16 protein-coding genes and 1 pseudogene are annotated in these 21,523 nt (G+C 70.4%); 9 read left to right on the top strand and 8 right to left on the bottom strand.

What is annotated here, in order from left to right; genetic code table 11:
• Positions 1-181: 181 nt before the first annotated feature.
• The 4 genes and pseudogenes from ACFWP5_RS03425 to ACFWP5_RS03410 all read right to left on the bottom strand — a co-directional run bounded on the left by ACFWP5_RS03425 (position 182) and on the right by ACFWP5_RS03410 (position 2,327).
• Positions 182-970, bottom strand: a complete 789-nt coding sequence (locus ACFWP5_RS03425; protein WP_384149457.1) for a polysaccharide deacetylase family protein — start codon at positions 968-970, stop codon at positions 182-184.
• Positions 971-1,310: 340 nt separating this feature from the next.
• A complete protein-coding gene (locus ACFWP5_RS03420; RefSeq protein ID WP_384149537.1) occupies positions 1,311-1,739 on the bottom strand; it encodes a hypothetical protein in 429 nt (142 codons plus the stop codon).
• A gap of 11 nt (positions 1,740-1,750) precedes the next feature.
• Positions 1,751-2,116: pseudogene (locus ACFWP5_RS03415) on the bottom strand (ATP-binding cassette domain-containing protein); the annotation flags it as partial.
• The gene (locus tag ACFWP5_RS03410; protein ID WP_384149455.1) at positions 2,109-2,327 is read right to left on the bottom strand and encodes a hypothetical protein; all 219 of its coding nucleotides are present in this window, start codon (positions 2,325-2,327) and stop codon (positions 2,109-2,111) included. The gene ACFWP5_RS03410 and the pseudogene ACFWP5_RS03415, both read right to left, overlap by 8 nt.
• 155 nt (positions 2,328-2,482) lie before the next feature.
• Here ACFWP5_RS03410 and ACFWP5_RS03405 point away from each other — a divergent pair, with 155 nt between their 5' ends.
• The 4 genes from ACFWP5_RS03405 to ACFWP5_RS03390 all read left to right on the top strand — a co-directional run bounded on the left by ACFWP5_RS03405 (position 2,483) and on the right by ACFWP5_RS03390 (position 6,599).
• Positions 2,483-3,718 (top strand): sensor histidine kinase, encoded by a 1,236-nt coding sequence (locus tag ACFWP5_RS03405; protein ID WP_384149453.1) that lies wholly within the window; start codon positions 2,483-2,485, stop codon positions 3,716-3,718.
• A complete protein-coding gene (locus ACFWP5_RS03400; protein ID WP_384149451.1) occupies positions 3,715-4,392 on the top strand; it encodes a response regulator in 678 nt (225 codons plus the stop codon). The genes ACFWP5_RS03405 and ACFWP5_RS03400 overlap by 4 nt, the downstream gene beginning before the upstream one ends.
• Before the next feature lie 623 nt (positions 4,393-5,015).
• The gene (locus ACFWP5_RS03395; protein ID WP_384149449.1) at positions 5,016-5,780 is read left to right on the top strand and encodes an ANTAR domain-containing protein; all 765 of its coding nucleotides are present in this window, start codon (positions 5,016-5,018) and stop codon (positions 5,778-5,780) included.
• 102 nt (positions 5,781-5,882) lie between these two features.
• The gene (locus ACFWP5_RS03390; protein ID WP_384149447.1) at positions 5,883-6,599 is read left to right on the top strand and encodes a GAF and ANTAR domain-containing protein; all 717 of its coding nucleotides are present in this window, start codon (positions 5,883-5,885) and stop codon (positions 6,597-6,599) included.
• Between the two features lie 313 nt (positions 6,600-6,912).
• Here ACFWP5_RS03390 and ACFWP5_RS03385 read toward each other — a convergent pair whose 3' ends face one another.
• From ACFWP5_RS03385 to ACFWP5_RS03370, 4 genes are all read right to left on the bottom strand, one after another.
• Positions 6,913-8,001, bottom strand: coding sequence for an NUDIX domain-containing protein (locus ACFWP5_RS03385; protein ID WP_384149445.1), 1,089 nt, complete (start codon positions 7,999-8,001; stop codon positions 6,913-6,915).
• Positions 8,002-8,075: 74 nt separating this feature from the next.
• Positions 8,076-10,031 (bottom strand): ATP-binding cassette domain-containing protein, encoded by a 1,956-nt coding sequence (locus ACFWP5_RS03380; protein WP_384149443.1) that lies wholly within the window; start codon positions 10,029-10,031, stop codon positions 8,076-8,078.
• Positions 10,032-10,438: 407 nt separating this feature from the next.
• The gene (locus tag ACFWP5_RS03375; protein WP_384149441.1) at positions 10,439-12,052 is read right to left on the bottom strand and encodes an MFS transporter; all 1,614 of its coding nucleotides are present in this window, start codon (positions 12,050-12,052) and stop codon (positions 10,439-10,441) included.
• A 263-nt stretch (positions 12,053-12,315) separates the two neighbouring features.
• The gene (locus ACFWP5_RS03370; RefSeq protein WP_384149439.1) at positions 12,316-12,807 is read right to left on the bottom strand and encodes a MarR family winged helix-turn-helix transcriptional regulator; all 492 of its coding nucleotides are present in this window, start codon (positions 12,805-12,807) and stop codon (positions 12,316-12,318) included.
• A gap of 737 nt (positions 12,808-13,544) precedes the next feature.
• On the opposite strand from ACFWP5_RS03370, the gene ACFWP5_RS03365 reads away from it, so the two are divergent.
• Genes ACFWP5_RS03365 through ACFWP5_RS03345 form a run of 5 tightly spaced genes read left to right on the top strand, consistent with a single transcriptional unit; the run spans position 13,545 to position 21,522 of the window.
• Positions 13,545-15,380: an acyl-CoA dehydrogenase gene (locus ACFWP5_RS03365; RefSeq protein WP_384149437.1), complete on the top strand. Its 1,836-nt coding sequence runs from the start codon at positions 13,545-13,547 to the stop codon at positions 15,378-15,380.
• Between the two features lie 50 nt (positions 15,381-15,430).
• Positions 15,431-15,739: an acyl carrier protein gene (locus ACFWP5_RS03360; protein WP_384149435.1), complete on the top strand. Its 309-nt coding sequence runs from the start codon at positions 15,431-15,433 to the stop codon at positions 15,737-15,739.
• Between the two features lie 23 nt (positions 15,740-15,762).
• Entirely contained in the window at positions 15,763-19,794 is a 4,032-nt protein-coding gene (locus ACFWP5_RS03355; RefSeq protein WP_384149433.1) for an amino acid adenylation domain-containing protein, read from the top strand.
• Entirely contained in the window at positions 19,781-20,245 is a 465-nt protein-coding gene (locus ACFWP5_RS03350; RefSeq protein ID WP_384149431.1) for an SRPBCC family protein, read from the top strand. Before ACFWP5_RS03355 ends, ACFWP5_RS03350 begins: the two co-directional genes overlap by 14 nt.
• On the top strand, positions 20,242-21,522 hold the full coding sequence (locus ACFWP5_RS03345; RefSeq protein WP_384149429.1) for a beta-ketoacyl-[acyl-carrier-protein] synthase family protein: 1,281 nt from the start codon (positions 20,242-20,244) through the stop codon (positions 21,520-21,522). Before ACFWP5_RS03350 ends, ACFWP5_RS03345 begins: the two co-directional genes overlap by 4 nt.
• Position 21,523 lies beyond the last annotated feature (1 nt).

Here is a 21,523-nt window from a genome sequence, read left to right as displayed (position 1 = left end):
TCCCCAAAAAGTCCCTGACGTGATTCAAGGCAAGCCTGGGTATATCAAAACCGCAGGTCAATCCCATGATCATCTGCCGCCCACATGTCCGTGAAGTACAAGGAGACGGCGCGGGGCGGCCTTGCGGTGAACATCATCGAGTGCTGAGGAAACCTCCGGGTCTCCTGCCCCCTCCCCGTCTTCAGGGCCGATACACCATCCCCGGCCGGGGCTTGGCCGGGGCGAGTAGTTGGGACACCGTGACGATGGTGTAGCCGCGCTGCTGGAGTGCCTTGATGATTCCTGGGACGGCGGGCACCGTTCCCTTGTGGAGGTCGTGGAGCAGGATGATGCCGTCGCGGTGGGTCTGGTCGAGGACGCGTTGGGTGATCAGGGCCGGGTCGGTCGTCTCGTAGTCCTTGGCCGTGACGCTCCACAGCACCTGCCCCAGGCCCAACTCCCGGCAGATCTTGGATACTTGGCGGTTCGTGCGGCCCTGCGGCGGGCGCATCAGGACAGGCTTGGTGCCGGTGATCCGCTCGATGGCGTCCTGTGTGCGGGTCAGCTCCCGGCGGGCGTCGGCCGCGTCGATCTGCGTCAACACCTTGTGGTTCCAGGTGTGGTTGCCGATCTCGTGGCCCTCGTTCGCGATGCGGCGGATGATCTCCGGGTACTTGGCGATGTGGCCCTTGCCCTGGAGGAAGAACGTCGCGTGCAGATGCTTCCGCTCAAGGATGTTCAGGAGGCGGGGAGTTGTGGGGCTGGGGCCGCCGTCGAAGGTGAGGGCTACGCACTTCCCCTTGCGGCAGTCGACGGTTCCGGCGGGCACCGGTCCCGACGCCTTGTCGCGGGCGGCGCGGGGTGAGGTGTGGTCGTACGTCGTGACCGTCAGGGCCAGCGTCAGCGTTACGGCCAGGACGGTGGTCGTGGCTGCCGCGAGGGCGATGAGCAGGCGGGATCTGCGTATGTGCCTGAGCCTGTAGAAGGGCATGGGGAACCTCAACCTCGCACGAGGGAACGGGTGTTGGGTGTATGGGTGACGGGTCGGGCCGAGCGGTGGCGGATCCACCAGACGCACAGCCCCGCGAGCCCGGCCGCCGGCAGCAGACACAGGCCCGTCTCCGCCCACTGCAAGGGCCACAAGTGGGACGAGGGACGGAACTCCGCCCAGCGGCCCGTCCTGCCGTGCCGGGCAAGGCACTTGGCGTGGTCGTCGGTCGCGTAGCAGCTCGGCAGATCCGGTACGCGGCGCCCGGTCGCGTCGACCGCTCCCTCGGAGAGGACCCACGCGTTCGACGGGGCCGCCGTGCCGGTCGTGTGCTGGGCCGTGGTCAGGACGGTGGGCAGCAGAGGGCCCGGAGTGACTCCAGCAGGTACATCGCCGCCGCGCTCACGACCACCGTCGCGCCCATCACCAGGACCGTGTGGCGCAGGATCAGGCCCGCCGTCACGCCGATGAGCAGGGACAGCACGGACAGGCCGACCACGACGGGGCCGATGCCGTCGTGCGGATACCACTGCCACCAGGGGAACCAGGCGCCCAGCAGGGACCCCGACGGCTGCCACCACCAGGTCATCGCGGCGGCGATCGTGCCGCTGATCAGTACCGTCAGGACGACGGGGACGAGCAGTTCGGCCGCGAACCAGCGCAGCCGGGTGACGGACTGCGTGCACACGGTCCGGTACGTGCCGGACTCCAGCTCCTGTGCCGGTCGGGGGCCGCCGAGGAAGGTGCCGAAGACCAACGGCAGCGTGAGCATGGCCTGGTCTCCTGGTGCCAGGTCGGATTCAGCTCGCGGCCGATACGCAGCGTGTCGGACACCCGGAAGCGCGGACAGAGCGCCTTCTCCTGGCTGAGGAACGCGGTGTGCTGCCGGGCCTCGGCGGACCGGGCCGCGTGTCCGCCCAGCCGGCTGGTGCCGGTGCTCGGCTCCAGCAGGCCGGCGGCCGGCGACAGCAGGGTCGTCTTCCCGGCGCCGTTCGGGCCGGCCAGCGCGCAGATACGGCCGGCAGGCAGCCGGAACGAGCAGTCCCGCAGCGCCCGGCCGCGCCGGTAGCGCCTGCCGAGGCCTACCGCCTCCAGCGCCGGGCGCTCTCCCCAATCCATCAGATCAGTCGGGTCAGTCGGGTCAGTCATTGGGCTGCCGTACCCGCGTCGCGAGGACCAGTGTCGCGACACCGGCGAGCACCAGGGCCAGCTTGATCAGCGACGAGCCGTAGCCGGGTACGCCGAAACCCCAGAGCGTGAGATGGGCGTAGAGCCGCTGGGCGAGCGGCACCCCGCCGCAGAGGGCGAGCAGGGCTCCGGACAGCAGCAGGACGTATTTCTTCAAGGCCGGGCCTTTCATGGAGACGCGGTGGGAAGCGACTCCCGGAACGCTAGAAGCGCCGGTCCATGGGTGGCTTCGGCTCAAAGTCGGTGCTCTGGCCTCGCCGTACGACCAAAGTCTCTAGACCAAAGTCTGTACGTCGACCGTCGACGGCCGCTCTACATTTGTCGCTTGTGAGCGGTTACCGGCGTGAGAAGACCATCGACCTGGGCATTGTGGTGCTGGCCCTGGTGCTGTCGGCCGCCCTCTCCCTGGTCCAGGTCAGGGGGGATCTGACGCTGAGCCCGGGACTGGGTTCCGGCACCTGGCCGTTCGACCGGCTGATCTTCTCGTCGCCGCTGCTGGTCGGGTTCGCCTGGGCGGTGAACCCGGTCTCCCTGATCGCCGTAGGAGCGCTGTGGTGGCGCAGGCGGTCGCCGGCCGCTGTCGCCGTCGTGGCGATCGTCGCCGCGATCATCACCCCGGCCGTGGTGCCCCTGGTCGTGGCGCTCTTCACCGTCGCCGTCCTCAGGCCACCGCGCACGATCCTGACCGTCGCCCTGCTGGCACTGCTGCCGATCCCCGTCCACTTCCTGAGCAGTCCCTACGTCTCAGGGGTGCCGATCGCCAACGCGGTGATCCTGGGAGTCCTGATCGTCGCCGCGATCGGCTGGGGTCTGTTCGTCCGTTCCCTGAGCGAGCGCACCGAACGGGCCGAGGCGGAGGCGGTGTTGCGAGCCCAGCGCGCTCAACGTGAGGCGCGGGAGGACATCGCGCGGGAGATGCACGACGTGCTGGCCCACCGGCTGTCGCTGCTCAGCGTCCACGCGGGGGCGCTGGAGTTCAACGCCGGGGCGTCCGTGCGGGAGACCACCCGGGCCGCCGCCGTGATCCGGGAGAGCTCCCATCAGGCGCTGGAGGATCTTCAGGTGGTGCTGCAGGTGTTGCGGTCGCCGGTCGGGGGTCCTGTAGGGGACGGCATCACCGCGACCCGGCCCGCGCAGACCGGGCTCGCCGAGGTTCCCGAGCTGGTCAGGGAGTCGCGGGACACCGGTATGAAGGTCGACCTCGACATGGGCGGCACTGGGTCGGGCAGCGGTAGCGGTCCGACGGGGATCGCCGGACTCGCCGCCTACCGGTTCGTGCAGGAAGGGCTGACCAACGCCAGGAAGCACGCCCCCGGTGCGCCGGTCAGGATCACGGTGGCGGGCGGCCCCGGCGACGGACTCACCCTGGAGCTGACCAATCCATCAAATTCGGCTGATTCGGCCAATCCGGCCGGACGAGGTGGTCCGCGCGACGGCGTCCCGGGCTCCGGCCAGGGTCTGATCGGCCTCGCGGAGCGCGTCGCGCTGGCCGGCGGCCGGTTCAGTCACGGCAAGGACGGAGCGGAATACGCGCTTCGGGCCTGGCTACCCTGGCCCGCATGATCCGTGTGCTCCTCGTCGACGACGACCCGCTGGTCCGCTCGGGACTCCGGCTGATGCTCAGCGGCGCCGACGACATCGAGGTCGTGGCCGAGGCGGCGGACGGCGGCGAGGTGCTCGCCCTGGTCGACGAGCACGCCCCCGACCTGGTGCTGATGGACATCCGGATGCCCGGCGTGGACGGCCTGGAGGCGACCCGGCTGCTCCGCGCCCGTACCGGCGAGCGGGGCGCCGTACCGGCCGTCGTCATGCTGACGACCTTCAAGGACGACGAGCAGGTCCTCAGCGCGTTGCGCGCCGGCGCGGCCGGTTTCCTGCTCAAGCACACCCCGCCCGCCGAGATCGTCGCGGCGGTGCGCAGGGTGAAGGCGGGCGAGCCGGTGCTCTCCCCCGCCGTGACCGAGCAGCTCATCGCCCGGGTCACCCAGGACGGCGACGGGACGGGCCCGCGCCGACCGGAGACCGCCGAGGCCCGCATCCGGCTCGACCGGCTGGGCGACCGGGAACGGGAGGTCGCCGTTGCCGTGGGCCAGGGCAGGACCAACGCGGAGATCGCGGCCGAGCTGTACATGAGCGTGGCCACCGTCAAGGCCCACGTCTCCCACATCCTCACCAAGCTGGAACACACCAACCGGGTCCAGATCGCCTTGACCGTTCACTACGCGGGGCTGGTCTGACGTCACTGGCCCAGCCGCCGGCCGGACTCCCGCCGGTGCACCCGATCTCCAGGCGCTCGGCGTCGCCCTGCTGCACCACTGCGCGGCCGAGATGAACCACCTCGCCTCGTTCCTGCCCGAACTCAACGAGACCACCGGCGCCCGGGTGACCGCGCTTCAGCTGCCCCGGGCCGTTGTGACCCCATGGCCGGGCATGGCCGGCCGCTCGTCACACTTCCCTGTGAGACCGCCTGCGCACCGGCACGAGGACTATGCTGTTGTGCGGACGTCCCAGACCCCGGCGGCTCGTCGTAGCTCGACACAGATGGTTGCGGGGAGCGGATTCTTCGTCCGTCGCCCGGCGCATCCCTGGAGGGATCTGGGTGGGTCCGCCGTCCTGGAGCGCGCAGGCCCTCGGACCGGCCCCCGCTCCCTCTCCGCCGAACGTACGCCCCTGTCGACAGCGCGCCCCGGGCGCCGGAACTCCCGGCGCCATCACGCCTGTTGCCGGATGTTCCCCCGAACCGAGGCGTCATGCCCTTCGCGCACATCACCGGCTCCGAAACGTTCGGCGGCCCAGCTGCCGTACCAACCGCCGTACGGCTCACGGGACTTGGGGACGACCGCTGGACGCGGTGGCTCGAATGAGGGCCGGCAGTCGGTCGGCCCGTATCCAGGTGCTGGTCGCCGAGCAGGCGGCGCGACGTGGTGGGCGGGCCGGTGTGGTGGACGTGTGCACCGCTGCCGTGGCCGCGCTCCCGGTCGGCGGGGCGGGGTTGTCCGCGATGTCCCGGACCGCGGCGAGCCATCCGCTGTGCAGCACCGACGACATCAGCGAGCAACTGGAGGAACTGCAGCTGACGTTGGGCGAGGGCCCGTGCGTGGACGCGTTCCTGGACGGTTCGGCCGTCCTGACGCCCGATCTGCTGACCGGTCAACTGCAGGACCGCTGGGCCGTGTTCGCGGACGCGGCCCTGGAAGCCGGGGCCCGCGCCGTCTTCGCGCTCCCCTTACAAGTGGGCGCGATCAGCCCGGGAGTCCTGGACCTGTACGCCGACGTGCCGACCGTACTGGACGCGGAACAACTGGCCGACGCCCTCGCGTTCGCCGATCTCGCGACGCTGCTCCTGCTCGATGCCCGGATCGACGAGACGGGCGGACCGTCTGCCGAACAGGCCCCGGCGGACCGGGACTTCGAGGACCTGGACGGATACCGCGCGGAGATCGACCAGGCCACCGGCATCCTCACCGTCCAGCTCGGCATCGGCATCGACGAGGCCTTCGTACGGCTGCGCGCACACGCCTACATGCGGGGGCGCCGGCTCGCCGACGTGGCCGCCGACGTCGTGGCCCACCGGGTCCGTTTCTCCCCGCACGCGGAGCCGGACCGGGCCGACGAGGACACCTGACGCGTCGACCGACGCAGCGGTTGACGCGTCGACGCCGGCCAACGGACGTGCCGCACTTCCCGCCCCCTCCCGGCGGGACCAGTCTCCAACGAAGGTGACACGATGAATCAGCAGCTCCTGGCCAAGACCTTCGTCGAACTGGCGGACAACCTGGTCGCCGACTTCGATCTGATCGACTTCCTGCGCCTGCTCACCGACCGCTGCGTGGGCATGCTCGGAGCCGACGCGGCAGGCGTGCTGCTCGCGGACCGCGACGGCGAACTGCGCGTGATGGCGGCCTCCGACGAACAGGTACGTCTCCTGGAACTGTTCCAGCTCCAGAACGACGAGGGCCCTTGTCTGGACTGCTTCCGCTCCGGCGCACCCGTGATCGTCACCGACCTGACCCGGGAGGCCGAGCGCTGGCCACGCTTCGTCAAGACGGCCCACCGCAGCGGCTTCACCGCCGTCCAGGCGCTGCCGATGCGGCTGCGGGACGAGGTCGTCGGCGCCCTCAACCTCTTCCGGGCCGCCCCCGGCCCGTTCGACCCGGCGGGCACACTGATCGCCCAGGCCCTGGCCGACGTGGCAACCATCAGCCTTCTCCAGCAACGCTCCAGCCACCGCAGCACGCTCCTCAACGAGCAACTGCAGACCGCGCTGAACAGCCGCGTCCTGATCGAGCAGGCCAAGGGCAAGCTCGCCGAACGCCTAGGCATCGACATGGAGCGCGCCTTCACCACCCTGCGCGGCTACGCCCGCGCGCACAACCGGCGCCTGTCGGATGTGGCCCGCGCCTTCGTGGACAACTCCGAGCCCCTGCCCGGTCTGGGGTGTTGACCCGCTCGACGGTCCGGACGGCCGCCGCCGCTGTGGGCGGCGGCGGCCGTGGCCACGAGGATGAGAGGCCCCCCTCCACCGTTTCCTCGCGCGTGTCCTCCACGGCGGCGGGTCTGGTGGGAGCACCCCGTCAGGAACTGCCGGGAGGACGGAGCTGGAGCCGCGCACTCCGGCTATGCGGCTCCGGCCGGTCTCGTTTCCGACTCGGGGGCTGGGAGCCTGGGCGGGGAGATTCACCGGTACCGGACACGGTCGCGGTCCCGAACTCCCCGTACAGGAGCCTAGAGCAGACACGGGCAAAACGGAACATGCCCTACGCGGGAGCCATAGCCGTATCCGTAGCCGGAGTGATCGGGTAACGGTGGACGGGTGGCAGGTCAGGCAGCAACCCGGGCCAGACCGTGTCGATGACATGCGCGCTCGGCGTGAACAGCGGCTGGGGCAAGGCGGGTAGATCGGCGACCTCGTGCCACTCCCACCGGTGGATCAACTGCGGTTCGGTGACGGTCGGTTGGCCGGTCCAGGCGGTGACGCGGACGGCGCCCGTCATCCGGGGCATCCCGTGCGTGGAGTCCATCAGGAGGGCCAGCAGCCGCCCGCCTCCCGGGTCGGCCTTCAGGCCGGTCTCCTCCTCCAACTCCCTTACGCCCGCCTCAAGAAAACCCTCGCCTGCGTCGTTCTTGCCGCCGGGCAGCTCCCAGACCCCGCGCACCGACCAGCCCAGCAGGATCCGCCCCACCGGATCGGTGACGACGACACCGGCACCGGTGAGGGCGTGCGGCGAGGGCCGCTTCTTGCCCGCGCAGGTGGCGGACGCGGGCGCCGGGTCGCGCAGGACGACGAACGCGAGCCCGTCCGCGTCGTACCGTTCGGCCACCGCCCAGCCCGCGCACAGCACACCGATCTCCTCGTCGTCCAGGGCGATGGAGCACTTGCCGTCCGGTGCGTCCGACAGGTCCGCTACGGCTTCCGCGACGGGCGTGATGACGCAGACGACGCCGCCCGGTCGCAGCCGCTCGCGCAGCCGGTTCATCACGCGGGTGCGGTCGTGGACGAAGGCCCAGCTGAGGCGGAAGGTGATCAGGTCGTAGGCGGGGCGGGGCAGGGCGTCGAGGCTGTCGCGTTCGATGTCGAGGAGGTGGTAGTTCACTGCCGTGGTGGTAGGGGCGGAGGGCTGGGCTCGGGCCCGGTTGAGAGCGGCGGGGGCGAAGTCGACGGCGTCGACCTCATACCCCAACTCGGCCAGATTGCGGGCGAGTTCACCCAGCCCGCAGCCGACGTCCAGGGCGTGTCCGCCGCCGTCGGGGACGGGGGCGTGCTCGGTGAGGAGTGCGCGTTCGGTGTCACTGAGGGGGCTGAAGGTGTTGCCGCTGGCGTAGTGCGCGTCCCATGCGTCGGTCACGGGGTTCTCCTTCTGGGCGGCGGGCGGGGTGCCGTGCCCCACCCGAGACGCGGGCACGGCACCCCCATGGTCGGTCAGCGGTCGTTGGACAGAGCCAAGAGCTCGGCGAACAGGCCGCCACCGTGGGCGAGTTCGTCGTAGGTGCCCTGTTCGGCGATGCGGCCGTGTGCCATGACGACGATCCGGTCGGCGATCTTCGTGTTGACCAGTTGGTGGGTGACCACGATCGTCATGCGTTCGGCGGCGATCGCCTTGATCTGTTCGAGGATGGCGTGTTCTCCGCGGGCGTCCATCTGACTGGTCGGCTCGTCCAGGATGAGGAGGTCCGGCTGCCGGTACAGGGCTCGCGCACACGCCAGCCGCTGCCACTGCCCGCCGGACAGTTCGGTACCGCCCCACAGCTCACGGGCCAGCAACGTGTCGAGCCCGTAAGGGAGTTCCTCCACCGCCTCCCGCAGTCCTACGGCGTCCAGCGCCTGCCACACCAACGTGTCGTCCCGCGTGCGGGGCTGGCCGAGGGTGACGTTGTCGCGGACGTTGAGGGGCCACTGGGCGAAATTCTGAGGCACCAGTCCCGACAACTCCCACACCTCGTCCGGGGCGAGACCCGCGAGGTCGTGCCCGTTCCAGCTGACCGTGCCCTTGTCGGCGAGGAAGATGCCCGCGAGGAGCCGGGTCAGCGTGGACTTTCCTGAACCGTTCTCGCCGACCACGGCGAGGATCTCTCCGCGCCGCAAGGTCAGCGAGACCCCGGCCACCGCAGGGATCTCCTTGCCCGGGTAGCAGTAGACGGCCCCGTCGAGCCTGATCTCCTGCACCGGCTCGCCCGGCCCCGACTCCCCCCGTTTCGGGGCACGTTCGGCGGCGAAGGCGAGGAAGCCCTCCAGGTCGGCGAGGTAGAGGGCGGTGTGGAACATCGCGGCGCCGTAGATGACGAGCTGGCCGAGCGCGGCGAGGGTGGTCTGGACGGCGACAACTGCCGTGGCGGCAATGGCGGGTTCGACACGTCCGGTGGCGGCAAGCCAGGCGAGCGCGGCCCAGGTCGCGATGAGGAAGACACCGCCGATCGCCGAACTGGCCAGCACGATCCGCAGCATGCGCGGCGCCACGTCCAGGACCCGTCGGTCGATGCGCTCGGAGATCGTACGGTGCCAGAACCCGAGGTAGGGGACCATGCCGTTGGCGCGGATCTCGTCGGAGAACTTCGGGCTGGTCACCCAACCCCGCATGTTCTGGCGGACGTTGCGGTCGCCGATGTTGGCGTAGTGCGTCTCGTACTGGACCTTCGCGTGCAGGATCGCGCCCACGGCTGCGGGGACGACCGCGAGCAGCAACAGGGGCAGCATCAAGGGGTGCAGTACGGACAACACCCCGCTCGCGCTGACCATCCGGACCACGGCTGCGGTGAAACGCGTGGCGTCCTGCACCATCACATGGCCCCGGATGACCCCCATCTCCGCGGCCTCCTGCCGATCCGCGAAACCGTCCTCGGCGCGCGCGGCGGCCTCCACCCGGCACACCGCCTCGACGAGGGCGCTGTCGGACGCGGTGGTCAGCCGCGGGGTGATCCGCCCGTCCGCGTACGAGGACAACGCGCTCGCGACCCGGCCGACCGCCGCCGCGACGGCGATGACCAGCAGCGCGGGCAGCGCCTGATGCAGCCGGTCGGCCACCGGCCCGGCGGCCAGCACCGAGCGCATCGCCCGCGCGGTGGACAGCAGCAGCACGACGGCACCGGCGCCGACGGCCAGTTGGCAGCCGGACAGCAGCAGAACGGCGGACCGGTCGATGGCCCACGCCATCCGCGCGGTCTGCGCGAGCACCGAGGGCAGCCGCGCGCACAGTTGCCCGAACTCGGCCTCGGCCAGAGGGTTTTGGGCATGCCGGCCCTCGTAGCGGATCTCGGCGGGTTGGGGTGGCGGCACGCGCGAGGCGGTACCGGGCGGCGGTGTCGGGCCGGTCGTCGGGGACTGCGGTGTCGGGCCGGTCGTGGCGGACGCCGGTGTCCGGCCGGTCGCCCCGGCGCTCATCGGGCCGCTCCCTCGGCACGGCGGGGCGTCAACTGCCGTTCGGGCAGGCGGTGTTCAAGACGAGTCATACGACAGCCTCCCCCAACGGCTCCTGTCCTAGCCGTCCGACCGGCTCTCGCTGTTGACGGCCTGCTCCCCACTCCGCACGGGCGCCGACCGTGTGCGGGGCGGTCAGACAGAACAGGGCGCGCTTCTCCTCCGGGACGAGGCGGCGGCCGTAGCCGGTGAAGAACGCGGTCCTCAGGCGGGGTTGTCCGGCGGCACGGGTCGGCGCGAACTCCCGTTCTGCGGGCCCGGACGGGGTCCGGCAGTGTCGATTGCCGGACAGCGCGGAACCGTCCCGGTGGCGCGGGGGATGTGGCCACCGGGACGGTGAATGGGGCGGGTTTCTCAGCCGCGTGGTGTGGTCAGGCCGGGGCGCCGACCGGGAGGTCCGACGCGTCGTCGGGGCGTACCTCGCCGTCCTCGTCGACGTCCGGGGGGATCGTCGACAGGGCGCTGGCGTGCAGGTCCTTCGTGCGGAGCATCGTGAAGCCGATGATCGCGGCGACGAAGCCGAGGATCGCGCTGAGGGTCATCGCTCCGTGGAACGCGTTCATGAACGCGTCCTGTCCGGCGGCCAGTACCTTCTCGCGCAGCGGGCCCGCGGCCTGGGCGACGGCGTCGAGGCCACCGGCGCTGATGCCGTGGGCGGCGTTCTCCGCGGCGTCGCCGCCGAGCTGCTTGCCTACGGCCGAGGAGGTGAAGTCCTTGGACACGGTGTGCTGGAAGTAGGCGCCGATGCCGGCGATGCCGACCGCGATGCCGACCTGCTGGAAGGTCTCGTTGATGCCGGACGCGACACCGGACTTGGCCGGTTCGGTGACCCCGATGGCCAGGGCGGCACGGGCCGGGTTGAAGGCGCCCATGCCGAAGCCGGAGATGACCAGCGCCGGGACGAGCACGGTCCAGGACGAGTCGGCCTCGGTCAGGTTCAGGCACAGGATGCCGATGGCCATGACCAGAGTCGAGCCGCCCAGCAGGATCCGGAAGGGGACCTTGCCGATGAGGCCGCCGCCGAGGGCACCGGCCACGAACATCGCACCGGTCAGCGGCAGGAACCGTAGACCCGTGCCCCACGCGTCGACGTGCAGCATGTTCTCCAGGTAGCTGGTCTCGAAGAACACCGAGGGCAGGGCGCCCGCGTTGCCGATCATGGCGACGAGGGAGATGCCGACGAAGGTGGGGCTGCGGAAGAACGCCGGGTCGATCAGGGCGCGTTCGCCCAGTCGGCGCTCGATGGCGACGAAGACGACCAGGAAGAGGACGCTCGCCGCGTAGAGGCCGAGCGTGTTGCCGCTGGTCCAACCCTCCACGGGGCCACGGATGGTGGCGTAGACGAGGGCGCCGAGCGCGAGGCTGAAGGTGCCGAGACCGGCCCAGTCGGTGGCGTGGGCCCGCGGGTTGAGGGACTCGCGGACGCGCAGCGCGCCGATGAGGATGGCGAGCACGCCGACCGGCACGTTGATGTAGAAGATCCAGCGCCAGGACAGCGAGTTGATCAGCGAACCGCCGATGAGCGGGCCGGTGGCCACGGCGAGACCGATGGCGGCGCCGAACGCGGTGAACGCGGTCGCCCGTTCCTTGCCGTGGAACTCATGGCTGAGCATCGCGGGACCGACCGCGAACATGATGGCCGCGCCGACGCCCTGAATGGCCCGGAACCAGCTCAACTCCCCTGCCCCGTTGGCCAGTCCGCAGGCCAGGGACGCGGCGGTGAAGATGGCGAAGCCGACCTGGAAGACCTTCTTGCGGCCGATCCGGTCGGCGAGCGAGCCCGCCGCGACCAGGAAGATCGCCAGCGTGAGGGCGTAGGCGTCGAACACCCACTGCAGGTCGGCGAAGCTGCTGCCCAGGGACTTGTGGATCTGCGGCAGCGCGATGGAGACCACGCTCAGATCGAGCATCAGCATGAACGAGCCCAACGCGACGATCCCGAGTGTCCACCACCTAGTGGGAGATGGTGCGCGTTCTGCGGACATGCGGGGACCTTCCAATCAACAGGAACTTTGGACCTTGGGATCTCTAGATGATGGAAATCTAGATGATTGGAAAGCCGTGAGTCAATGCCGCCACGACCGGGAGCGGCGGACGCGTCACCCGGAGCGACGTTCACGGGCACGACAAAGCCCGCGACACCGGTCGGCGCCACGGGCTTGTGCGAATTGGAGGATGTCCTACGTCAACTCACGTTCATTCCACGTCAGTTGGCGGGCGTTCTACGTCAACTCAAGTCTATTCCTCGTCAGTCCGAGCAGACCGACGCGGGCCAGCGGCCGGCCATCAGCGTGCCGAGCATCTTGCGCAGCACCGCGCTCTCGTCCTCCGAGAGCGCGCCGAAGAACGCCGACTCGACCTCCGTGGCCACCCGGTCCGCCGTCGCGAGCGCCTCGCGGCCGGTCTCGGTGAGGATCAGGTTGTAGCGGCGCCGGTCGGCGGGGTTGCGACGGCGCTCCACGTGCTCGTTGCGCTCCATCTCGTCGATCACCGTCACGACCGTGGTCGGATCGAGGTTGAGCAGCCGGCTCAGGTCCTGCTGGGAGAGCTCGGGCCCGCCGGCCAGCGCGGCCAGCACGAAGAAGTAGCGGATGCGCATACCGACCGCGCCCAGCGCCTTCTCCACATCCTCCACCAGCACCAGCCCCGCCTTGTGGAGCAGATAGCCGGGACGCTCGGCGATGAGGAAGTCCTCCCGGGGGGACACCCCGTTCTGCTCCGTGCCGCCAGTGCGCACCATGAGCCGGCTCCTTCGATCGTCGCAATCTCCACCATCGAAGATACAACGTTCTACGGCTACGGAACCCCCGTCCGCCAGGGAAATCGCCCCGGCGGCACCCCGCCGACCCGGGGGCCCCGTCGCCCCGCCGCGGCCCCCGGGTCACACGGAATTCATCGGTCCGCCGACCGCGACGACCCTCCGGACAGTTGTCCCGATGCAAAATCCGACGGAATGCAGTCGTCCGCATAGCGCGAAATGGAACGGATCGTTCTCCCGAGATCATCGAGGTCAGCCACTCGGTGATCGATCACAGAATCGAACGTTCGACAGGGGAAAGCGAAACGCCGGGTGACCTGAGTCACGTGGCACCAAGTAGCGCGCCTGCTACGCTCTCGAAGCGCCTGGGCAGAACATTGCAGTCTGCGACCGGGTCGCACACGGGGAAGAACACGGGGACGAAACCGCGCTTCGCGCAACGGGGGTTTCAAAATGGTTCAACTTTCGACCAGCTGTCGCAATGGACAACGCTGACGACGAGGACAACGCGCCCATCGGCGCTGGTCAGACACTAGTGAACTGACTTTTTCGCACAGTGCCGCGCTTTTTCGCGCAGCGCGCCGTGCGCTCTTTTCGCCTGCATTCTCCAACGCGACGTGTATTCATTCATCACTTTCGCACGTCCACTTTCAGGTCCGTTTATCGGGCAGGGCTGTGTCATGACGCCACTGCCCTCTCAGGCATGGAATGGAAAGCTCATGGAAAGCTCAAACAAGCAGTCGAGTACCGCCCTCGCGGAGGCTCTGGAGGGCTGGCTCGGCGACCCGGAAGTGGAATCCAACTCCTTGTCGTTCGCCGGGGCTCTGGCGCTCGACGAGCGGGACGAACTCCCCTCCGCCGGAATCGACCAGGTCCGCGCCTTCGGGTTCAACCGGTATTTCGTGCCCGAGCGGCTGGGCGGTGATCTCCGGGCCGCCGAGGACATCCTCATGCTGACCCGGGTGATCGCCCGCCGGGACATGAACGTCGCGGTGAGCGAGAGCACCCAGGTGTGGATGATGCTCGCCTGGATCGGCGGCGACGCCGAGCAGCAGGAGAAGTACGCGGCGACGGTCCTGCGCGGCGGGGTCGTCCCGTGCCTGGCCTACTCCGAGCCGGGGCACGGCGCCGACCTGGCCGCCAACCGGTTCACGGCCGCCCCGGACGGCGGGCAGTACGTCCTGTCCGGCGAGAAGTGGCCCATCAACCGGGGCCGCACCTCCACCCACGTGGTCCTGCTCGGCACCACCGGCGACGAGCGCACCCCGGCCAAGCGCCAGCAGTCCATGTTCCTGGTGGACCGCTCGCAGGTCATCTCCGGCGAGGTGACCGGGGTCCCCCGCGTCCCGACCTACGGTCTGCGCGGCTGCGACATCAGCGGCGTCGCCTTCGACAACGCCCGCGTGGACGCCACGGCCCGGCTCGGCGCCGAGGGCGAGGGCCTCGAACTGGCCCTGCGCGGCCTGCTGATCACCCGCACCTTCTGCACCGGCCTCTCCCTGGGCACCGGCGACACCATGCTGCGCACCGTGGCCGGCTTCCTCTCCGACCGCATCCTCTACGACGGCCCCGCGAACGAGATCCCGTACGTCACCGAGTCCCTCGCCAACGCGTACCTGAGCCTGCTGGTCGCGGAGTGCGAGAGCCTCGTCGCGATGCGCGGACTGCACCTGTACACCGAGCAGTTCAGCATCTGGGGAAACCTGGCGAAGGTGCAGGTGGCCCGGCTGATCGACACCAACAGCAAGGTGCTGGCCCGCACGCTGGGCGCCCGGTACTTCCTGCGGGCCGCCGAACACGTGGGCACGTTCCAGAAGATGCTCCGCGACGGCGCGGTCGTCTCGGTCTTCGACGGCAGCGAGCCGGTCTGCCTGGACAGTCTCGCGCTCCAACTCCCCGCGCTGGCCAAGGCACATGGGCGCGACCGGGACGAGGACTGGCGCCCGCTGTACGACCTGCGGGCCGAGCTGCCCGTCTTCGAACCGCACCGGGTGAGCGTGTTCGGACGCGGCAGGGACGCCACCTTCGCCAGTCTCCCCGCGCTGATCGCCCGCCTCGCCGAGCTGGCACCGTCGGACGGCTGCGACGAGGACCGGCTGACCGCACTGCGCGGCCAAGCGGAGGAGCTGCGGCGGGAGTTGGACGCGCTGCTCACCCGGGTGAACGAGATACGCCGGTCGACGGCCGGCCAGCCGTCGACGGCCACCAGGACGGGCACGTCGACCAAGTCCACCGCACCCCGGCTGATCCGGGTGGCGGAGGAACTCTGCTCCCTGCACGCGAAGGTGGCGGCCCTCGGCGTGTGGCTGTTCAACCGGGACCACCTCGACGCCTTCTTCGCCGACGGCGAGTGGCTGCAGGCCGCGCTGGCCCGCCGCCAGGTCCACCAGTACGAGGTCGGTGACCTCGAACAGGCCACCGCCCGGCGGCTGTTCACCCGCATGAGCTCCCAGCGCGCCGACAACGAGTTCTTCTCCGTCCGCCCGGTGCGGATGGCCGAGCCCGGGGCCCGCGAGGCGGCCCGGGACGACGACGCGTCCACGACAGCCGCGTGAACACCATCCCTGACCACGAGCACATACCGGCCGGAAGGTACCGATCCGCGATGAACACGACCAGCACCACCAACCTGACGCTCGACGACGTGAAGAAGGTCCTCGTCGAAGCAGTGGCCGCCGAAGCCGGCGTCGCCCCCGCCGAGTTGGAGACCGACCGGCCCTTCACCGACTACGGCCTGGACTCCATGGCCGCGCTCTCCGTCGGGATGGAGATCGAGGACGCCTGCGGTCTCTCCGACCCGCCGGTGGACCTCCTCTGGGACCACCCGACGGTGGACACCCTGGCCGAGGCCCTGTGGAAGCTGCTGAACGCCCAGCCCGTCGCCGCCGGCGCAGCAGCGGACGGTCAGCGATGAGCACTGCGCATCCCAGGACTTCCGTGAACTCCGTGAACGCCCAGCAGTCCGGTCTCTGGTTCATCCACGAGACCGACCCGGGGTGCTCCGCGTACCACATCGTGTTCGGCGCGGAGGTCACCGCCGACCCTCAACTCGGCACCCAGGTAGGGGAGATACTCACCGACCTGACCCGCGAGCACGACGCTCTCCGGGTCGGCTTCCGCGCCGGTCCGGAGGGTCCGGAGCAGTTCGCGCAGGACGCCGTACCGCTCGACATCCGCCGTACCGACGCACGGGAGTTGACCCCGGAGGCGCTGCGGGACCTCGTCCGGACGGACAGCCGTAGCCCCTTCGACCTCTCCCAACCCCCGCTGTGGCGCGTGCACTTGTACCGCACCGGCGAGCGCACCTGGGTGTTCGCCGTGGTGATGCATCACATCGCGGCCGACTTCTGGTCGCTGGCCCTGCTGCTCTCCGAGGTGCGCAGCCGGCTGGAGGGCACGCCGAACCGGTTCACGCTCGACGGCGGTGCCTTCGCCGCGTACGCCGAGCGCCAACAGTCCTTCCTGGCCGGTGAGAACGCGCGGGCGCTGCTCGACGGCGAGGCGAAGCGGCTGGCGGACATACCGCCCGCGCTGGATCTGTACGGCGACCGGACGCGCCCGCCCGTGCCGTCCTACGACGGCGGTTCGGCGCCGTTCGCGCTGTCCGTCGCCGCGACGGAGGCGGTACGGCGGCTGGCGCGGGAGACCTCGTCGACGCCGTACACGGTGCTGCTGTCCGCGTACTTCGTGCTGCTGAGCCGGTTGAGCGGTCAGTCGGAGACCGTGGTGGGCACCCCGACCTCGGGGCGGCTGCACCGGCAGTTCCGCGACGCGCTCGGCAACTTCGTGAACACCGTGGTCGTACGGGGCGAAGTGGACGAGGAGTTGACGTACCGTCAGTCCCTGGCGGCCTCGCGTGAGCGGGTGTCGGAGGCGATGCGGGCGCAGGAGCTGCCGTTCCCTTGGCTGGTACGGGAGTTGGCGCCGCCGCGCGATCCGAGCCGGACGCCGTTGTACCAGGCCGGTTTCGCCTGGGACAGGCTGCCGTTCCTCAACGACATGGACGCGTTCTTCCTGCTGGAGCCGGGCCCGGGCGCCGAGTTGGCGATCGGGGGCGCGACCCTGCGGCCGTATCCGCTGCCGCAGCAGGAGGGCCAGACCGATCTGTGGGTCGAGATGGGCGCGGAGCGCGACGGTGCCTTCGCGGGGGTGCTGCGCTACAACACCGACGTCTTCGGGGCCGGTACGGCGCGGGAGTTGGCGGCCACGTTCGTCACGACGGTGGAGACCCTGGTCGACCGCCCGGACGAGCCGCTGCGCGACCTGGCGCGCGGCGACGAACGGCAGCGGGCACGGCTCACCGAGTGGGGTTCGGGACCCGAACGCGCCCTGCCCGCAGCCCGGTTGCCGGAGCTCTTCCGCGAGCAGGTGCGGCGCACGCCCGAGGCGGTCGCGCTGGTCGCGGACGGCGAGGAGTGGAGCTACGGCCGGCTGCTCACGTCCGTGGAGGAGACCGCGGCGGCGCTGCGGGCGGCCGGGATCGCCCCGGGTGACCGGGTCGCGGTGATGGTGGAACGCGGTGCGCCACTGGTGGCCGCGCTGCTGGGGGTGCTGGAGGCCGGGGCGGCGTACCTGCCGCTGGACCCCAACTTGCCGGCGGAACGGCTGACTTACATGGCCGAGGACTCCCGGGCCCGGCTGCTGCTGAGCCAGTCCGGCCTGCGGGAGAGCTGGCTGCCGGGGCTTCCGGTGCTGGATCTGGACGACCTCGGGGCCGGAGTGCTGCGCGGCGGCGCGGGCGGCGGGGCGGACGGAGGAGTGGGCGCCGCGAGCGACAACACGACGGCCGCCGCCCCTGCGGACCCCGCTGTCGCCTCTGCCGACCCGGCGATCGGCTCCTCCGATCTCGCCTACATCCTCTACACCTCGGGCTCCACCGGCCGCCCCAAGGGCGTGGCCATCCCCCACCACGCGCTGACGAACCTGCTGCTCGCGATGCGGGAGACCACTGGTTTCGGCGCGTCGGACAGTCTCCTCGCCGTCACGACGATCTCGTTCGACATCGCCGGACTGGAGCTGTACCTGCCCCTGCTGACCGGCGGCCGGGTCGTCGTGTGCGACAGCGGTACGGCCGCCGACGGTGCCGCTCTCGCGGTGCGGATCGAGGAGTCGGGTGCCACCTGGATGCAGGCGACGCCCACCTCGTGGCGCATGCTGCGCGACGCCGGCTGGACGGGTGCCCCGCAGCTGAACGTGCTCTGCGGTGGTGAGGAACTCCCCCTGGATCTGGCGGAGTTCCTGTCCTCGCGGGTGGCGAGCCTGCGCAATGTGTACGGGCCGACCGAGACGACCATCTGGTCCACCGCCGGTGTGGTGGAGCCCGGCTCGGGCATCGACATCGGCGCGCCCCTCGACAACACGCAGCTGTACGTCCTCGATCCGCAGGGCCGTGCCGTGGAGCCGAGTTTCCCGGGCGAGCTGTGGATCGGCGGCGACGGTCTCGCCGTCGGGTACTGGGACCGGCCGGAGTTGACCGAGGAGCGGTTCGTGACCGGGCTGCCGGCCGCGCCGGACCGGCGGCTGTACCGCACCGGTGACCGGGCGCGCTGGAGCAGCGAGGGGCGGCTGCTGCACCACGGGCGGCTGGACAACCAGGTCAAGCTGCGCGGCTACCGCATCGAACTCTCCGAGGTCGAGACGGTTCTCGAAGCGGTCGAGGGTGTCTCCACGGCCGTCGTCGTGGTCCGTGACGACAGGCTTGTCGCCTATCTACTCGCGGAGAACGGCGCCGAGTTGAAGGCGTCCGACGTCCGGTCGGCGGCGGGGGTGTCCCTGCCGCCGTACATGGTGCCCGGCATCGTGATGGTCCTGGACGAGCTGCCGCTGACGGCGAACAAGAAGATCGACCGCAACAGGCTGCCGGAGCCCGTGGTCGCCTCGGACGCGGGGTTCGAGAAGCCGCGTGACGCCACCGAGATCACCCTCGCGCGGATGTGGACGGAGATCCTGGGCCTGTCCCAAGTCGGCGTCCACGACCACTTCTTCGACGTGGGCGGCCACTCCCTGCTCGCCGTCCGGCTCAGTTCGGCGATCCGCGCCGAGTGGGACGTGGAGATCCCGATCTCGGTCATGCTCGGCCGGCAGGGCACCGTCGCCGAACTCGCCGCGATCGTACGGTCCGGCGGCCAGGAGACCGCGCGCGGCCCGCTCGTCGTCCTGCGCGAGGGCGACCCGGAGCAGCGCCCGGTGTTCCTGTTCCACCCCTTCGGCGGCACCGTCTTCTGCTACGTCGAGCTGACCCGTCATCTCCCGCCGGGCAGGCCGGTGTTGGCGATCGAGGCGCCCGGCATCCAGAACGAGGGCGAGGCCGAGATCAGCGTGGAGGCCATGGCCACCCGCTATATCGACCTCCTCCGGGAGGTCCAGCCCAACGGACCGTACGCGCTGGGTGGTTGGTGCTTCGGCGGCGTCATCTCCTACGAGGTGGCCGGTCAACTGCGGGCGCTCGGCGAGGAGATCGAGTTCATCATCGGCATCGACAGCCGGGCGCCGATCGAGGAGAACATCCCGGAGTCCGCGGACGACTCGACGATCCTGTCCTGGTTCGCCCGCGACCTCGCCGTACCCGCCGGGAAGACGCTGGACATCCCGGCGGACGACCTGCGCGCGCTCGGCGGTGACGCGGCCTTCGACCACATCCTCCAACAGGCCGCCGCAATAGGCGTCCTGGCCGAGGACGCGGACCGCGCGACCATCCTGCGCTACTTCGAGGCATACCTCGCCAACGGCATCGCCCTGCAGACCTACCTCCCCGAACCGGCCGATCTCGACCTGGTGCTGCTGCGCGCGGCCGACGAGGTGACCGACTACGGCCCGAAGCTCGGCTGGGAGGCCCTGATCAAGGGGGACCTGCACGTCATCGACGTCTCCGGGGACCACAACTCGGTGATGTACCCGCCGCACGCGGAGCTGGCGGCCCGCGCGATCGCTCCCCACATGGAAGGACTGGCCGACGATGACCAAAACTGAGCAGGTCAAGGCCGAGTACGCGTTCCACCTCCCGGTGCCGCCCGACGAGGCGTTCGCCCTGATCTCCGACCCCGTCCAGGACCCCGTGTGGCAGGCGGCCTGCGTGGACGTGACGCTGCTGAACGGCGAGGCGCGGCCGGGCGGGCAGTACGAGATCACGTTCCAGCTGATCGGCAAGCGGATGGAGTTCACCGTGGAGATCAGCGAGTTCGAGCCCGGTCGGCGCTCCAAGTTCCACACCCTCAAGGGGCCGTTCCACTACGTCGGCACCTACGAGTACGTCGCGCGCGAGGACGGCACCACCACCGTGCACTGGACGTTCGAGGTGGACCCCGGGGACTACTTCGGGATCATGCCGAAGTCCCTGCTGCGCAAGGTGCTCGTCAACTCGGTCAAGAAGGACTCCGGAAAGCTCGCCGCACAGCTCGGACAGGGAGTGCGCAACCGATGAAGAACCGTCAGGAAGAGAACCACAAGGTCGTTGTCACCGGCCTCGGCGAGACCACCCCGCTCGGCGGGACCGTCGCCGACACCTGGGACGCGATGCTGCGCGGCGAGAGCGGCCTCGGTCTGCTGGAGGAGGAGTCCTGGGCCAAGGACCTGCCGCCGCTGCTCGGCGGACGGGCAAAAGTGGACCCCGGCCTGGGACTTGGGCACCAGCAACGCCGACGCCTCAGCCGTTCCGCCCAGTTCGCGGTGACGGCGGCGGCGGAGGCCTGGGCCGACGCGGGCCTCGACGACAGCTCCGCTGTCCCGAGCCGGGTGGCCGTGGTGGTCTCGGCCGCGCTGGGCGACATGACCTCGATCATCGACGGCTGGGAGGCGTTGAAGACGCGGGGCTGGCGGCGCGTCCCGCCCATGACCGTGCCGATGTCCATGGGCAACGGCTCGGCGGCGGCCGTAGCGTTGCTGGTGAACGCGCGCCTCGGCGTGCACGCCACCGTCAACGCCTGCTCCTCCGGGACCCAGGCGCTGGTCACAGCGGCCGAGTTGATCCGGCGCGGGGACGCGGACATCGTGGTGGCGGGCGGCGCGGAGGCGCCCCTGCACCCCATGGTCCTGTCCTCGTTCGCGGCCATGCGGGCGCTCTCGCAGCGCTTCGAGGACCCCGCGTCCGCCTGCCGTCCCTACGACGCGGACCGCGACGGCATGGTCCTCGGCGAGGGCGCCGGCATCCTCGTACTCGAATCGGAACGGCACGCACGCGAGCGCGGCGCCCGAATCTACGCCGAATTGGCGGGAGTTGGCATCACCTCCGACGCCTACCACATGGTCCAGCCCGAACCGAACGGCACCGGCACCGCCGCGGCCGTCCGCGCCTCCCTCGCCGACGCCGGAGTGACCCCCGCCGACGTCGCCCACTTCAACGCCAACGGCACCGCGACCGCCCCCGGCGACGCGGCCGAAGCGCGCGCGGTGATGGCCGTGTTCGGCGACGCGGACGGAGACACCACCCAGGGCCCGGCGCTCTCCGCGAACAAGTCGATGACCGGCCACAGCCTCGGCGCGGCGGGCGCGATCGAGTCGATCACCACGATCCTCGCCCTCCACCACGGCCTGGTACCGCCGACCCGCAACTTCACCCGCCTCGACGAGGGCCTCTCCGTCGACGTCGTGCACGGCAACCCGCTCAAGCTGGGCCCCGAGCAGATCGTCGCGGTGAAGAACTCGGCCGGGTTCGGCGGCCACAACGTCGCCCTCACCTTCCGCGCCGAGAAGGGCAAGTGAC

The organism is Streptomyces sp. NPDC058469 (assembly GCF_042721125.1).
Lineage (GTDB): Bacteria > Actinomycetota > Actinomycetes > Streptomycetales > Streptomycetaceae > Streptomyces.
Note: the sequence above shows the minus strand (reverse complement) of the source record. Positions and strands in the feature narration are given on the sequence as shown.

Bases quoted from the DNA above. Each gene is read 5' to 3' on its own strand.
- ACFWP5_RS03425 (WP_384149457.1), bottom strand. From the start codon at position 970: ATGCCCTTCTACAGGCTCAGGCACATACGCAGATCCCGCCTGCTCATC.
- ACFWP5_RS03345 (WP_384149429.1), top strand. From the start codon at position 20,242: ATGAAGAACCGTCAGGAAGAGAACCACAAGGTCGTTGTCACCGGCCTC.
- ACFWP5_RS03380 (WP_384149443.1), bottom strand. From the start codon at position 10,031: ATGAGCGCCGGGGCGACCGGCCGGACACCGGCGTCCGCCACGACCGGC.
- ACFWP5_RS03370 (WP_384149439.1), bottom strand. From the start codon at position 12,807: ATGGTGCGCACTGGCGGCACGGAGCAGAACGGGGTGTCCCCCCGGGAG.
- ACFWP5_RS03410 (WP_384149455.1), bottom strand. From the start codon at position 2,327: ATGAAAGGCCCGGCCTTGAAGAAATACGTCCTGCTGCTGTCCGGAGCC.
- ACFWP5_RS03360 (WP_384149435.1), top strand. From the start codon at position 15,431: ATGAACACGACCAGCACCACCAACCTGACGCTCGACGACGTGAAGAAG.
- ACFWP5_RS03420 (WP_384149537.1), bottom strand. From the start codon at position 1,739: ATGCTCACGCTGCCGTTGGTCTTCGGCACCTTCCTCGGCGGCCCCCGA.
- ACFWP5_RS03390 (WP_384149447.1), top strand. From the start codon at position 5,883: ATGAATCAGCAGCTCCTGGCCAAGACCTTCGTCGAACTGGCGGACAAC.
- ACFWP5_RS03400 (WP_384149451.1), top strand. From the start codon at position 3,715: ATGATCCGTGTGCTCCTCGTCGACGACGACCCGCTGGTCCGCTCGGGA.
- ACFWP5_RS03350 (WP_384149431.1), top strand. From the start codon at position 19,781: ATGACCAAAACTGAGCAGGTCAAGGCCGAGTACGCGTTCCACCTCCCG.
- ACFWP5_RS03395 (WP_384149449.1), top strand. From the start codon at position 5,016: ATGAGGGCCGGCAGTCGGTCGGCCCGTATCCAGGTGCTGGTCGCCGAG.
- ACFWP5_RS03365 (WP_384149437.1), top strand. From the start codon at position 13,545: ATGGAAAGCTCAAACAAGCAGTCGAGTACCGCCCTCGCGGAGGCTCTG.
- ACFWP5_RS03375 (WP_384149441.1), bottom strand. From the start codon at position 12,052: ATGTCCGCAGAACGCGCACCATCTCCCACTAGGTGGTGGACACTCGGG.